The sequence below is a fragment of the Thalassobacter sp. genome (assembly GCF_982993085.1).
Genome location: NZ_CEZFMW010000092.1, coordinates 1 through 14,346 on the forward strand (window position 1 = coordinate 1; position 14,346 = coordinate 14,346).

The following is a 14,346-nucleotide window of genomic DNA, read 5'->3' on the forward strand; positions in this document are numbered from 1 at the left end:
GGGCTTTGATCTATCAACCGCTCTCGACCGGGATCACCTATCAGTTGATCCCCAAGGCGACGGTTGACCAAATCCCGTTGCACACGATGGGCTATGGTCGGACCTCGGCGGCGAATGGCGAAGTGTTCAACTGGGTGTTCAACTATCCCGCGAACTACTGGGACGCAGCCTCAGTGATGGTGAACTACCTGCTAGAGCAAAACGGCGGCTCGCTTGAGGACAAAACCCTTGCGTTGCTCTATCACAACTCGGCCTACGGCAAAGAGCCGATCCGTACGCTGGAACAGCTGTCCAAACTGCATGGGTTTGAGCTGAAGCAACTTGCTGTTGACCACCCCGGCCAGGAGCAAAAATCCCAGTGGCTGCAAATCCGCCGTGAGCGTCCGGACTATGTCCTGATGTGGGGTTGGGGCGTCATGAACCAAGTTGCCGTGCAAGAAGCCGCGAATATCAACTTCCCAATGGAGAACTTCATTGGCAACTGGTGGGCGGGTGCTGAGCATGACGTTACACCTGCGGGTGAGGCAGCCAACGGCTACAAGTCGCTGAACATGAACCGTGTTGGCGATCTGCCGGTTTTTGGTGAGATCAAGACACTCGTTCACGATGCCGGCAACGCTGCTGGCGATGGCTCCAACCTTGGTTCGGTTCTGTACACCCGTGGCATGTATGCCGCGATGCTGGCATCCGAAGCCATTGCAAACGCTCAGGCAATCAGCGGTGTGTCGGACATTACGGCTGCACAAATGCGCGAAGGTATGGCGACGCTCAACATCACTAATGCACGCATGGAAGAGCTGGGCATGTCGGCCATCGGTCCGGAGTTCTCCGTGTCCTGTCAGGATCACGGCGGCAACGGTTTGGGTATCGTGCAACAGTGGAACGCGATCGACAAAACATGGGTGGCTTTGACCGATTACATCGCCCCCGATGACAGCGTTACTGGCCCGTTGGTCAAAGAAGACAGCGCTGCGTTTGCTGCTGAAAACAACATCACACCAGGCTGCCTCTAGGGGCTGCTGACGGACGGTGCCAACACTTGGCGCCGTCCAATCTGCGGATGGAAGGACACCACAATGCTGGACAAATCACCAGTTGAGACCCTGCTAGAGGTCAACAACATCGAGGTGATCTACAACCACGTGATCCTCGTGCTGAAGGGCGTTTCGCTCACGGTGCCCAAAGGCGGCATCACGGCACTCTTGGGGGGAAACGGGGCGGGCAAGACCACTACCCTTAAGGCGATCTCGAACCTGCTGCATTCTGAGCGTGGTGAGGTCACCAAAGGCTCGATCATCTATCGCGGTGAGCGGGTGCAGGACAGCTCTCCCTCCGATCTGGTGAAGCGTGGCGTGATCCAAGTGATGGAAGGTCGCCATTGTTTTGAACACCTCACGATTGAGGAAAACCTGCTGACCGGCGCCTATACCCGGACCCAAGGGCGTGGATCGGTGCAGGATGACCTAGAAATGGTCTATAACTATTTTCCGCGGCTCAAAGAACGGCGCAAAAGCCAAGCGGGTTACACCTCGGGCGGTGAGCAACAGATGTGTGCAATCGGACGGGCATTGATGTCTCACCCCGAGACGATTTTGCTGGATGAGCCATCGATGGGCTTGGCCCCACAATTGGTTGAAGAGATTTTTACGATTGTGAAGAACCTGAATGAGCAAGAGGGCGTTTCGTTCCTGCTCGCGGAGCAGAACACCAACGTGGCTCTGCGGTTCGCCCACCATGGCTATATCCTCGAAAGCGGACGGGTCGTGATGGAAGGCCCCGCCGCCGATCTGCGCGAAAATCCGGACGTTAAGGAATTCTACCTTGGGATGTCGGAAGAGGGGCGCAAAAGCTTTCGTGACGTACGCAGCTACCGTCGTCGCAAACGGTGGCTGTCATGATGCCGGACCTGCGGGAGGTCCGTTCCCCGAAGGCGCGTGCGGCTGAGCAATTGGCTCAGTTACACGCACTTTTCCCAGAGACGTCGCAAATGTCCGACATTTCGGAATTGGTTGCTTTGCCGGTACTGCGGAAGGATGAATTGTGCGCCTCACAGGCTAAGGCACCACCACTGGGCGCGCTGCGCGCCCAAAACGTCAGCCATATCTTTCAGTCGCCTGGCCCAATCTATGAACCTGGAGGTTTAGCGCCTGACTACTGGCGTTTGGGACGATTTCTGCGGGCGATGGGCATCGAGGCAGGCAGCATCGTGCAGAACACGTTTGCCTACCATTTCACACCCGCGGGCATGATGTTTGAGAGTGCCGCGCGCGCCCACGGCATAACTGTGTTCCCGGCAGGCCCGGGCAACACCGCAGCGCAGGCGGAGGTCGCGGCAGCCATCGGCACGACCGCCTATATCGGCACGCCAGATTATCTGGCAACGATCCTCGAAAAAGGGGGTGAGTTGGGTCTTGATCTGACACGCATTAAGCATGCTGCTGTCTCCGCGGGGCCGCTGTTTCCGCAAACGCGTCAAGCCTATGCTGATCGCGGTATCACCTGTCGGCAATGCTATGCCACGGCCGACGCAGGTTTGATTGCCTACGAAAGCATCGATTGCACCGATGGTATGATCATTGACGAAGACGTCATCGTTGAGATCGTCACACCCGGCACCGGCACGCCAGTTGCCGATGGTGAGATTGGTGAGGTTTTGGTCACAGTTCTTAATCCCGACAATCCATTGTTACGGTTCTCTACGGGTGACCTGAGTGCGTTTATGTCTGCCGGCGACACGCCTTGCGGCCGCACAAATCGCAGGATCGTGGGGTGGCGGGGCCGTGCGGATCAGGCCGCGAAAGTTAAGGGCATGTTTGTCCGGCCAGAGCAGGTCGCAACCTTTGTCGCACGGCACGATGATGTGACCCGAGCACGGGTTGAGGTGAGCCGTGTGGATGGTGCGGATCACATCGCGGTGCAGGTCGAGACGGATGGTGATCATGCAGATGCAATCGCGGCCTCTATCCAAGATATCCTGAAACTCCGCGCCGAAATCACACTGCTTGCGCCCGGCGCGTTGCCCCGTGATGGTGTGGTGATTGCGGACCTTCGTCCTATAGAGAGCTAATATGAAAGACGTATTTATCATCGGCGCCGCCCGCACACCCATGGGCGGGTTCCAAGGTGTTTTTCGGGACATGACCGCGCCAGAACTGGGTGCTGCAGCCATTCAAAGTGCGTTGTCGGGTGGCGGCATCGCGGTGGACGTTGTGGATGAAGTGCTCATGGGCTGTGTGTTGCCCGCCGGGTTGGGGCAAGCGCCTGCGCGGCAGGCCGCTCTGGGCGCGGGATTAAGCATTAACGTGCCTTGCACAACCGTTAACAAGGTTTGCGGGTCGGGTATGAAAACGGCAATGCTCGCATTTGATCAAATCCGCGCAGGCACCAGTGATGTCGTGGTCGCCGGCGGCATGGAGAGCATGTCAAACGCGCCTTATCTGTCCGCAAAAACACGCGCCGGTGCACGGTTGGGTCATGCTTCCCTGCTGGACCATATGTTCACGGATGGGCTTGAAGATGCATATCAGACCGGCACCCTAATGGGTGTCTTCGCGGAGCAATGCGCCGAGGCTTATCAGTTTACCCGGTCCGATCAAGACGCCTATGCCATCGCTTCCCTCAACCGTGCATTGACTGCCGACGCTGAGGGGCATTTTTCATCCGAAATCAGCCCTGTAACCATAAAAACGCGCAAGGGTGAAAGTGTTGTTTCCGCCGATGAGCAGCCGCAATCGGCGCGGCCTGAAAAAATTCCACAGCTAAAACCTGCGTTTAAGGCAGACGGGACAGTTACGGCGGCGAACTCGTCGTCTATTTCTGATGGCGCGAGCGCGGTCGTTCTGGCTTCAGCTGATCAAGTTGCCGCACAGGGATTTACGCCGCGCGCGCGAATTTGCGGGCATGCAACGTTTGCCCACGCGCCTGATTGGTTCACGACGGCACCGATCCACGCGGCGAAAAAGCTGTTGGACCAGCTTGATTGGGACGCAGACGATGTGGACCTGTGGGAAGTCAACGAAGCCTTTGCCGTGGTTGCTATGGCTTTTGTTCGCGACATGGATCTGAGCCATGAAAAGGTTAATGTCCATGGCGGGGCCTGCGCGCTTGGCCATCCAATTGGGGCTTCAGGCAGCCGGATTTTGGTCACGCTGTTAAATGCGCTCGAAACACATGATCAGCGCAGGGGCATGGCCGTCATTTGCCTTGGCGGTGGTGAGGCAACGGCAGTCGCGATCGAGAAGGTTTAAGAGATGGAAATTGGTGCGAATACACCGGCGATTGTGACTGGCGGCGCCTCTGGATTGGGGCGTGCAGTTGCCACGCGATTGCGAGCCGCGGGTGTCCCGGTCACCTTGCTGGATCGTGCGCCGAACGGGGCGGATGTGGCCGCCGAACTGGGGGCCGGCTTTGTCGCGGTTGATGTCACCCAAGCGCAAGCCGTGGCTGAGGCCTTGGCGCAGGCGCGTGCCAGCCAAGGGCAAGAGCGTATCTGCGTGAACTGCGCGGGCATCGCACCCGCGGCACGCACTGTGGGGCGCGAAGGAGCCCATGATGCTGCGTTATTTCAGCAGGTTATCAACGTGAACCTGGTCGGTAGTTTCAATGTTGCCAGTCAATCTGCGGCCGGAATGGCAGCGCTTACATCCGATGATCCCTGCGTTGGCGTGATCGTTAATACAGCGTCCATCGCCGCCTACGAAGGTCAAATCGGGCAAGCGGCCTATGCAGCATCTAAGGGCGGGATCGTCGGGATGACCTTGCCGATGGCACGCGATTTGGCCAAGGCGCGGATCAGGGTGGCGGCCATTGCGCCCGGCATTTTCGGGACGCCCATGGTCAAAGGCTTGCCAGAGGACGTGCAAGAAGCGCTTGCCGCCGGCATACCCAACCCATCCCGCTTGGGCGCGCCGGAGGAGTTTGCCTCCCTCGTGGCCCACATTATTGATAACGATTTTCTTAACGGTGAGGTTATCCGCTTGGATGGAGCCACCCGTTTGACCCCGAGGTAGATGATGGATTTCGCACTTAGCTCCGAACAAGATGCCATTTTTGATATGGCCAAGGCTTTTACCGAGGCCGAGATCGCCCCACACGCAGCAGCATGGGATGCGGCTGGTGAAATCCCCAAGGACCTTTGGCCCAAGCTGGCTGAGTTGGGGTTTGGTGGTTTGTTCGTGTCTGAAGACGCAGGTGGTTCGGGCCTCTCTCGGCTGGATGGCACCTTGGTGTTTGAGGCGCTTTCGCGCGGCTGTGCGTCCGTGGCGGCATTTTTGTCGATCCACAACATGTGTGGCGGCATGATTGACCGGTTTGGCGATGCCGACCTCAAAGAACGCATGCTGCCCGGTGCGGTGTCGATGGAGCGGTTCTTTGCATATTGCCTGACCGAGCCGGGATCTGGGTCCGACGCGGCCGCGTTGAAAACTCGCGCAGAGCGGACAAACGAAGGCTACGCACTGACAGGGACCAAGGCGTTCATTTCTGGTGGCGGTTATGCCGACGCTTACATCGTCATGAGCCGCACAGGCGAGGCCGGGCCCAAGGGTGTAAGCGCTCTCATCGTGGAAAATGGTGCGGTTGGGCTGTCGTTTGGCGGGCTTGAGGACAAAATGGGCTGGCGGAACCAACCTACGCGGCAGGTTCAATTAGACGGTTGTAAAGTCCCGGCTGAGAACCTTTTGGGGGAAGAAGGGCGCGGCTTTTCCTATGCGATGGCTGGGCTGGATGGGGGGCGGTTGAACATCGCGGCCTGCTCGCTTGGTGCGGCACAAGCGGCCCTTGATGATACGCTGGCCTATATGGCGGAACGTAAAGCGTTTGGTCGCTCGATTGATCAATTCCAAGCGCTGCAATTCCGGTTGGCTGACATGGAGGTTGAGCTACAGGCTGCCCGCGTTCTGCTGCGCCAAGCCGCGTGGAAGCTGGATCAGAAAGCACCCGACGCTACCCACCATTGTGCGATCGCCAAAAAATTCGTGACAGAAGCGGGCTCTCGGGTTGTGAACGATTGCCTGCAACTGCATGGTGGATATGGATATTTGTCTGATTACGGGATTGAAAAACGGGTGCGTGATCTGCGTGTCCACGAAATCCTTGAGGGGACAAATGAGATTATGCGGATGATCATCGCGCGCGCGATGGTGCAGGGCTAGGGCAGGGGAAAACAGATGTTCACAGCAACGATGAATTTCGGCCTCGGAGAAGAGATCGACGCACTGCGCGATATGGTCCACCGTTGGGCACAAGAGCGGCTGAAGCCACGTGCAGCAGAAATTGACGCAACCAATTGTTTTCCCGAAGATATGTGGAAAGAGCTGGGAGAACTGGGCCTGTTGGGTATCACCGTGCCTGAGGCGGACGGCGGTTCAGGCATGGGGTACCTCGCGCACGTGGTCGCGGTCGAGGAAATTGCCCGCGCCAGTGCATCGGTTTCGCTGTCCTATGGCGCGCACTCGAACTTGTGCGTGAACCAAATTGCGATCAACGGGTCGAGCGAGCAAAAAGCGCGCTACCTGCCCGATTTGATGTCGGGCGCGAAAGTTGGCGCGCTTGCAATGTCCGAGGCAGGGTCGGGCTCTGATGTTGTGTCGATGAAACTTCGGGCGGAAAAACGCAATGATCACTACCTGTTGAACGGGACCAAGTACTGGATCACCAATGGTGGTGAGGCTGGCACACTGGTCGTCTATGCCAAAACCGACCCCGACGCCGGGAGCAAAGGCATCACCGCTTTTCTGATTGAAAAAGACATGCCCGGCTTCACGCAATCGGCCCATTTCGACAAACTGGGGATGCGAGGGTCCAACACGGTTGAGTTGGTTTTTGATAACGTTGAAGTGCCCTACGACAACGTGCTTGGCGAAGAAGGCCGGGGTGTTCAGGTTCTGATGTCAGGACTTGATTATGAGCGCGTCGTGCTGTCGGGCATTGGCACCGGGATCATGGCGGCGTGTCTGGATGAGGTGATGCCCTACGTGGCTCAGCGCAAGCAATTTGGCCAGCCGGTTGGAAATTTCCAGCTTATGCAGGGCAAAATTGCGGATATGTACACCAAGATGAATTCGGCGCGGGCCTATGTGTATGCGGTGGCAGCGGCCTGCGACCGGGGTGAAGTAACACGCCAAGATGCCAGCGCATGTGTGCTTTATGCATCTGAGGAGGCGATGAATGTGGCGCACCAGGGTGTGCAGGCCATGGGCGGTGCGGGCTTCGTAAATGACAGTGCGGTTGCCCGAATTTTCCGTGACGCAAAGCTGATGGAGATCGGGGCAGGGACCTCAGAAATTCGGCGGATGCTGATCGGTCGTGAGATGATGGGGGCCATGTCCTAATGGGCGTTTTGACGTCATCAGTTGTTGTTGGATCAGACGCTTACAAGGCCAACGAACGTGCGCACTTAGAGGCCCTTGCGCAGGTGCAAGCGGTGGCTGAGGCGGCTTTGCGTGGTGGCAGTGATGCGTCGCGCGTGCGGCATGTCGAACGCGGCAAGCTGTTAACGCGTGACCGTGTGGATCAGCTGCTCGATCCTGGCTCTCCTTTCTTAGAGGTTGGCCTTTTTGCTGCACACGGAATGTATGATGATGCCTGTCCTGCGGGCGGCATGGTGGCGGGGGTTGGTCGCGTCTGCGGACGTGAGGTGATGATCCTTTGCAACGACGCAACAGTTAAAGGCGGCACGTATTTTCCCGTGTCTGTTAAGAAACACCTCCGCGCCCAAGAGATCGCTGAGGCCAATAACCTTCCCTGTATCTATCTTGTCGATAGTGGCGGAGCGAACCTGCCCAATCAGGACGAGGTCTTTCCTGATCGCGATCATTTCGGGCGGATCTTCTTTAATCAAGCCAACATGTCCGCAAAAGGCATTCCGCAGATCGCGGCGGTTATGGGGTCATGCACCGCCGGTGGCGCATACGTACCGGCGATGTCCGATGTAACGATCATCGTTAAGGAACAGGGCACGATCTTTTTGGCAGGTCCCCCCTTGGTAAAGGCCGCTACGGGCGAAGTCGTAAACGCCGAAGACTTAGGCGGCGGTGACGTACATACGCGGCTCTCGGGGGTTGCAGATTATTTGGCCGACAATGATGCACACGCGTTGGAATTGGTCCGCCAGGCGGTTGCTTCGCTTGGTCCCCAAAAGGAACGAGAGATCCTTGCGGACCACGATGCACCGATGTTCGACCCGGCTGAAATGCTCGGGGTGGTGCCGGCAGATTTACGCACCCCCTACGATGTGCGTGAGGTAATTGCGCGTCTTGTTGATGGGTCACGGTTCGACGAGTTCAAAGCGCGGTTCGGGACAACACTCGTGTGTGGATTTGCGGAAATCTGGGGCCAGACTGTCGGCATCATCGGCAACAATGGTGTTCTGTTTTCTGAAGCGGCACTCAAAGGGGCGCATTTCGTAGAGCTGTGCTCTCAGCGTAAGATTCCATTGATTTTTCTGCAAAATATCACAGGATTCATGGTGGGCCGCGCATACGAAAGCGGTGGCATTGCCAAAGATGGCGCCAAGCTTGTGACTGCCGTGGCGACCTCTGCGGTGCCTAAGGTTACGGTATTGATCGGTGGGTCGTTTGGTGCTGGCAACTACGGTATGTGCGGGCGTGCCTATGACCCGCGGTTTGTCTGGACATGGCCCAATAGTCGGATTTCGGTCATGGGCGGTGCGCAGGCAGCCGGTGTTCTGGCGACCGTGAAACGTGATGGGATTGAGCGCAGAGGAGGCGAATGGAGCGCGGCAGAGGAAGCCGCTTTCAAGCAACCCACGCTCGACATGTTTGAGGCCCAATCCCACCCACTCTATGCTTCGGCGCGACTGTGGGATGACGGCATTATCGATCCGCGCAAAACGCGCGATATCCTCGGCCTGTCGCTATCGGCCTGTGCTAACGCCCCAATCGGTGACACCCGATTTGGCGTGTTTCGGATGTAGGGCAGGTTTATGGGTATTAAGAAACTTCTAATCGCTAATAGGGGCGAAATTGCGTGCCGGGTTATTGCGACTGCGCGTCGTATGGGCATCCGTACAGTCGCCGTTTACTCGGACGCAGATCGCAACGCCAAGCATGTTCGACTGGCGGATGAAACTGCATATATCGGCCCCTCTGCCGCACAGGAAAGCTACCTCAATATTGACAATCTCACAGCTGCCATCCGCCTTACTGGGGCGGATGCAGTGCACCCTGGTTATGGGTTCCTGTCGGAAAACGCGGCATTTGTTGAGGCCGTAGAGGACACCGGTGCCGTTTTCGTCGGCCCACCCGCATCGGCCATTCGCGCTATGGGGCTTAAGGATGCAGCAAAAGCGTTGATGGATGAGGCCGGTGTGCCGGTCGTGCCGGGGTATCACGGGGTTGACCAATCTCCTGAGGTTCTCGCCCACCATGCCGCAGAAATAGGCTACCCTGTCATGATCAAGGCCCGCGCCGGTGGCGGGGGAAAGGGGATGCGGCATGTTTCGCGCCCCGAGGAGTTCTTGCAGGCCCTTGAGGGCGCCCAGCGAGAAGGTGCGGCAAGCTTTGGCGACCCGTCTGTTCTGATCGAGAAGTTCATCACGCACCCGCGTCATATTGAGGTGCAGGTGTTTGCAGACAGCCATGGAAATTTTGTTCATCTTTATGAACGGGATTGTTCGCTTCAACGCCGTCACCAAAAGGTCATCGAAGAGGCTCCTGCGCCGGGCATGACACCAGAATTGCGCGCCCATTTGGGTGATATCGCCCTGCGTGCTGCGCGCGCTGTGGATTATGTCGGGGCAGGGACGGTTGAGTTTATTGTGGACGGCTCTGGCCCGCTGCGGGCAGGCGGGTGTTGGTTCATGGAAATGAACACACGCCTTCAAGTCGAACATCCTGTGACCGAAGCGATCACTGGAGTTGATCTTGTTGAATGGCAGCTTAACGTTGCTGCCGGTCTTCCTCTGCCGCTCGATCAGGCTGATATCCCTCTCCGGGGCCACGCGATGGAGGCGCGCATTTATGCCGAGGACGTGCCTAAAGGCTTTTTGCCTGCGACGGGGGGCTGTGCTCAGGTTGCGTTTCCGAGTGGGGCGTCATTTGAACAAGGCGAAGTGCGCGTCGATAGTGGTGTGGCAACGGGGGATGAGATTAGTGCTTGGTACGATCCGATGATCGCCAAGCTGATCACCCACGGAGCGACACGTGAAGCAGCGCTTGCGCGTTTAACCCAAGCTCTTGAAGGTACGCGCATCGTCGGGCCGACGACGAATGTGACGTTCCTTCATCAGTTAGCCACTCTGTCAGAGTTTGAGAACGGGGCGGTGCATACGGGCTTGATCGAAAACCATCTAGAGGCGTTGACCCAAGAGCGTGAACCGGACGCCAGTTTATGGGTGCTCGCCGCCCTCACAATGTTGGGCCTGCTTCAGGCGCAGCCTTTGCGCGGATGGCGTTCATGGGGGCAGGCGCGTTACGTTTGTGACCTTGGGAATGGTGATCAAAGTGCCGAAATCAACATAATCGACGCTGGTGAAAGCGGTTACATCGTAGATGAAAGCCGTTACAGCGTGGCAATCCGCGATGATGGCACAGTGTGTGTATGCAAGGATGACGGGGTTGGCCGGCTGTACGAAGTCCATCGGGACAAGGATACTGTCACCGTTTTTTCCGAGGGTAATGCCTTTGTTTTTACGCTTCGAACGCGGGGCGGCCAAGCAGAGAGTGCCGGAGGCGATGACCGTATCACAGCGCCCATGCCGGGGGTGATCAAAGCAGTGTCGTGCGAAGTGGGCGATTACGTTAAGATGGGTACGCCGCTTGTCGTGATGGAAGCCATGAAAATGGAGCACACCCTAGTGGCTCCAAAGGATGGCATAATATCATCCGTGACGGCCGTGCCCGGTGCACAAGTCGATAACAATGCCGTTCTGATTGAGTTCGAAGAGACGCAAGATGACTGATGTTCGGATTGTCGAAGTTGGGGCGCGCGATGGATTGCAAAACATTGCAACAATGATCCCGACGGAGCAGAAAATCGCACTGGTCGATCTTTTGACTGATTGCGGGTTTCCTGAGATTGAGGTGGCCAGTTTTGTGAGCCCCAAATGGGTGCCTCAGATGGCCGATGGAGCCGAAGTTCTGGCTGGTATCAGGCGTGCGTCTGATGTGCACTACACTGCACTCACGCCGAATTTGCGGGGGTTGAAAGGAGCTATTGACGCAAACGTTGATGGCGTTTCTATCTTCGCCTCCGCGTCGGAAGGTTTCAGTAAAGCTAATATAAACAAATCAGTAGCAGATAGCCTTAATCTATTCTCTGAAGTTGTCACAGAAGCCAAATCCGCCGGATTTCCCGTGCGCGGATATGTTTCTTGCGTGACAGACTGTCCCTATGATGGCCCGGTGTCTCCGGCGGATGTCGTCCGCGTGGTGGAGGCATTCGCCGCCATGGGATGCACAGAAGTTTCTCTCGGCGATACAATCGGGCAGGGCACGCCTGACCGTATTGCCGCGATGTTGGATGCGGTTTTGCTGGTGATGCCAGCGGGCCAACTGGCTGGGCATTTTCATGCCACGAACGGGCTTGCGCTTGCGAATGTCGACGTCGCATTAGAATACGGTTTGCGAACCTTCGATAGTGCGATTGGCGGCTTGGGCGGTTGTCCATACGCACCGGGGGCGCAAGGAAATCTGGCGACTGAAGACCTTGTGGCGCACTTAGAAAAACGCGGGTTTGAGAGTGGCATTAACCGTGATGCGTTGGCTAAGGCTTCGTACTTTGCCAAGATCTTAAGGGAATCTGAATAATGGCGTATGAGACCCTGCATATCGCGTCCGATGAACCTGGCGTGATGGTTCTGACCCTCAATCGGCCAGAAAAACGCAACGCCTTATCTGCCCAAATGATTGCAGAACTTACAGATTTTGCAGTTAAAATGGCGAATAATCCTAATGCTCGCGCCATCATCCTTCGGGGAGAAGGACCTGTTTTCTGTGCTGGTGGCGACTTAGGCTGGATGCATGATCAGATCAAGGCTGATCGTGCCACTCGAATTATCGAAGCCCGTAAACTTGCTATGATGTTCAATGCCTTAAACGAAATGCCGGTGCCATTAATCGCTCAGATTAATGGGGCCGCGATGGGTGGCGGTGTTGGTTTGGCTTGTGTCTGTGACGTGGTGATCGCCGCGGACACTGCCATGTTTGGCCTGACCGAAACGCGGCTTGGGCTGATCCCGGCGACGATAGGCCCGTATGTGGTCGCACGCTTGGGCGAGGGCGCAACGCGGCGCGTGTTCATGTCGGCTCGGCGTTTTGGTGCGGAGGAAGCGCGCACGCTTGGTCTGGTTGCAGACATTGTACCTGAGGCTGAACTGAACGCGCGTGCGATGCAAGAAGCTGCGCCGTACCTTAAGGTTGCACCGGGTGCTGTTGGAGCGGCTAAGGCGATGGCACGCCAGCTTGGAGCGCCAATCACAGCGGAAATGATCGATGCATCGATTGAAGCGTTGGCTGACATTTGGGAGGGTGATGAGGCTGCCGAAGGAATAGCAGCATTCTTGGAAAAGCGGGCGCCAGCATGGGACTAATCAGCTTGAACCAAATAATCCTATAATAGATATTATGTATTTTATTGACCTATCTTGGATTAAGATCAAGTCACAATGATTTGATATCTAATGCTCTGCTGCTCTTAGCTGCTTCAGGTCGTCTATCGAGGTGCATCCGAGTTGCGCCATCGTGACTGAGATGTCTTGCGATAGTAATTCCCAATATTGCGCCAGCGCTGAAGCCCCACCAGCCGCACACGCGAATTGCATGCCACGCCCCAAAAATACGAACGATGCGCCTTGGACATAGGCCTTTACGATATCTTCACCGCTGCGCACGCCTGTATCGTAGAACAGCGGATAGTCTGGCCCTATTGCGTCACGGATATCGCGAAGCGCATCAATTGGTGGCACGCCGCTGTCCAGCTGACGCCCTCCGTGACTTGAAACTTGGATCGCATCGACGCCAGCGTCACGCAGTTTGAGCGCATCGTCCACATGGCAGACGCCTTTGGCCACCAAGTTGCCGTCCCACACGTCGCGGATACGCGCCAAAAAGCCCCAATCGGCTCGCGCGCGGCTTTCGGTTCGATCAAACTCCCATCCGGGTTCCGTGAAGTTTGCCATGTCCGGTTTGCCAGCGATCAACGAACCGATTGACCATTCAGGATGCAGAGCAAAATCAATGAATTGTGGTACACCGATCTTGAACGGCATCTTGAAGCCGCGGCGCAATTCACGCGGTCTGCGCCCAACTTCCGGCACGTCCAGAGTGATGATCAATGTTTTATAACCGGCGTCTTTGGCGCGCTGAACCAATCGCTCTGTGCCAGAGCCATCTCCGCTGAAATAGAGCTGGAACCATGCATTCCCGTCAGAGGCTTTATGCATATTTTCCAATGATGTAGAAGCAACAGTTGAGGCGCCGATTGGTACATTATGCTGTGCGGCTATCTGCGCGAGCATGAGGTCAGCGCCGGGCCGAGACAGATTGCACATACCCATGGGTGCAATCCCGAATGGGACCTGACACTTTTGGCTAAACACTGTCGTTGAGATGTCCCGCTGGCTGACATTGTGCAACACGCGGGGGGTCAATTGTATGGACCGAAGAGCCGCGCGATTGCGCGCCTCCCCTGCCCCTGTGCCCGCGGCCCCGTCGATATAATCGAACACCATCCAAGGCAGATACCTTTGGGCAGCAGCCCGGGCATCTTCGTACGAATGAATGTCAGTTTTCCAAGGGCCGCGGATCATGGTTTAGGCTTTCACCGCCTCCATAAAGCGATCGCGGATGTTGACCGGATCACGAGTGATAACAGGCAGTTTGATGTTGCCGCTGTCGCATTTGCACACGATGATCGTCATCTTTTTGCTGTCGATTGCGTCTTGCAGCACTTTGCCGGTGTCGACGTCCTTGCATTCGACGACGTTTTCACAACCACAGGCCTTTGCCACAGCCGTCAAGGATGTGAGCTTACCGGCGTATGTCGGCTGGTCGCCGGTCGAGCCATAAGAGCCGTTATCAACGATCAAAAGGATGAAATTATCTGCCACATTGTTGGCAATGGTAGGCAATGTGCCCATGTTTGTCAGGATCGAGCCGTCACCATCGATAGAGATAACGGTTTTGTCCTGTGCCAAAGCGACGCCCAAGCCGATCGAACTGGCCAGACCCATGGTGCCCAACATATAGAAATTGGTGGGCTGATCATCGATAGAATGCAGCTCTTGGCTGGGCAGGCCAATGTTACACACAACAAGGTGCGGACGCAGAATGGGTGCGATTTCGCGCAGAATTTCAGAGCGGATCATATCAGTAACCTCCCCAGAAC

General features: G+C 56.7%; 13 protein-coding genes. 11 read left to right on the forward strand and 2 right to left on the reverse strand.

Annotated features, from left to right (window positions below):
* From AC4GMC_RS13330 to AC4GMC_RS13380, 11 genes are all read left to right on the forward strand, one after another.
* Nucleotides 1-1,013 (forward strand): ABC transporter substrate-binding protein (locus AC4GMC_RS13330; RefSeq protein ID WP_488089375.1); only part of this gene is annotated, 1,013 nt, incomplete at its 5' end.
* 63 nt (nucleotides 1,014-1,076) lie between these two features.
* A complete protein-coding gene (locus AC4GMC_RS13335) occupies nucleotides 1,077-1,898 on the forward strand; it encodes an ABC transporter ATP-binding protein (protein ID WP_487875778.1) in 822 nt (273 codons plus the stop codon).
* Nucleotides 1,898-3,067: a phenylacetate--CoA ligase family protein gene (locus AC4GMC_RS13340; RefSeq protein WP_487875797.1), complete on the forward strand. Its 1,170-nt coding sequence runs from the start codon at nucleotides 1,898-1,900 to the stop codon at nucleotides 3,065-3,067. The genes AC4GMC_RS13335 and AC4GMC_RS13340 overlap by 1 nt, the downstream gene beginning before the upstream one ends.
* A 1-nt stretch (nucleotide 3,068) precedes the next feature.
* Entirely contained in the window at nucleotides 3,069-4,247 is a 1,179-nt protein-coding gene (locus AC4GMC_RS13345) for a thiolase family protein (RefSeq protein WP_487875777.1), read from the forward strand.
* Nucleotides 4,248-4,250: 3 nt separating this feature from the next.
* Nucleotides 4,251-5,009 carry an SDR family NAD(P)-dependent oxidoreductase gene (locus tag AC4GMC_RS13350; protein ID WP_487875776.1) on the forward strand — a complete coding sequence of 253 codons (759 nt, stop codon included), beginning with the start codon at nucleotides 4,251-4,253 and terminating at the stop codon, nucleotides 5,007-5,009.
* Nucleotides 5,010-5,012: 3 nt separating this feature from the next.
* Entirely contained in the window at nucleotides 5,013-6,152 is a 1,140-nt protein-coding gene (locus tag AC4GMC_RS13355; RefSeq protein WP_487875796.1) for an acyl-CoA dehydrogenase family protein, read from the forward strand.
* Nucleotides 6,153-6,167: 15 nt separating this feature from the next.
* Nucleotides 6,168-7,331 (forward strand): acyl-CoA dehydrogenase family protein, encoded by a 1,164-nt coding sequence (locus AC4GMC_RS13360; RefSeq protein ID WP_487875775.1) that lies wholly within the window; start codon nucleotides 6,168-6,170, stop codon nucleotides 7,329-7,331.
* On the forward strand, nucleotides 7,331-8,935 hold the full coding sequence (locus AC4GMC_RS13365; RefSeq protein ID WP_487875774.1) for a carboxyl transferase domain-containing protein: 1,605 nt from the start codon (nucleotides 7,331-7,333) through the stop codon (nucleotides 8,933-8,935). Before AC4GMC_RS13360 ends, AC4GMC_RS13365 begins: the two co-directional genes overlap by 1 nt.
* A gap of 9 nt (nucleotides 8,936-8,944) precedes the next feature.
* Nucleotides 8,945-10,921 (forward strand): acetyl/propionyl/methylcrotonyl-CoA carboxylase subunit alpha, encoded by a 1,977-nt coding sequence (locus AC4GMC_RS13370; RefSeq protein ID WP_487875773.1) that lies wholly within the window; start codon nucleotides 8,945-8,947, stop codon nucleotides 10,919-10,921.
* Nucleotides 10,914-11,768 carry a hydroxymethylglutaryl-CoA lyase gene (locus tag AC4GMC_RS13375; RefSeq protein ID WP_487875772.1) on the forward strand — a complete coding sequence of 285 codons (855 nt, stop codon included), beginning with the start codon at nucleotides 10,914-10,916 and terminating at the stop codon, nucleotides 11,766-11,768. Before AC4GMC_RS13370 ends, AC4GMC_RS13375 begins: the two co-directional genes overlap by 8 nt.
* Nucleotides 11,768-12,550 carry a crotonase/enoyl-CoA hydratase family protein gene (locus AC4GMC_RS13380; protein WP_487875771.1) on the forward strand — a complete coding sequence of 261 codons (783 nt, stop codon included), beginning with the start codon at nucleotides 11,768-11,770 and terminating at the stop codon, nucleotides 12,548-12,550. The genes AC4GMC_RS13375 and AC4GMC_RS13380 overlap by 1 nt, the downstream gene beginning before the upstream one ends.
* A gap of 87 nt (nucleotides 12,551-12,637) precedes the next feature.
* Here the strand turns inward: AC4GMC_RS13380 and AC4GMC_RS13385 are convergent, their stop codons facing one another.
* Both AC4GMC_RS13385 and comE read right to left on the reverse strand, forming a co-directional pair.
* Nucleotides 12,638-13,768 (reverse strand): alpha-hydroxy acid oxidase, encoded by a 1,131-nt coding sequence (locus AC4GMC_RS13385; protein ID WP_487875770.1) that lies wholly within the window; start codon nucleotides 13,766-13,768, stop codon nucleotides 12,638-12,640.
* A gap of 3 nt (nucleotides 13,769-13,771) precedes the next feature.
* Nucleotides 13,772-14,326: a sulfopyruvate decarboxylase subunit beta gene (comE, locus tag AC4GMC_RS13390; RefSeq protein ID WP_487875769.1), complete on the reverse strand. Its 555-nt coding sequence runs from the start codon at nucleotides 14,324-14,326 to the stop codon at nucleotides 13,772-13,774.
* Nucleotides 14,327-14,346: the final 20 nt, after the last annotated feature.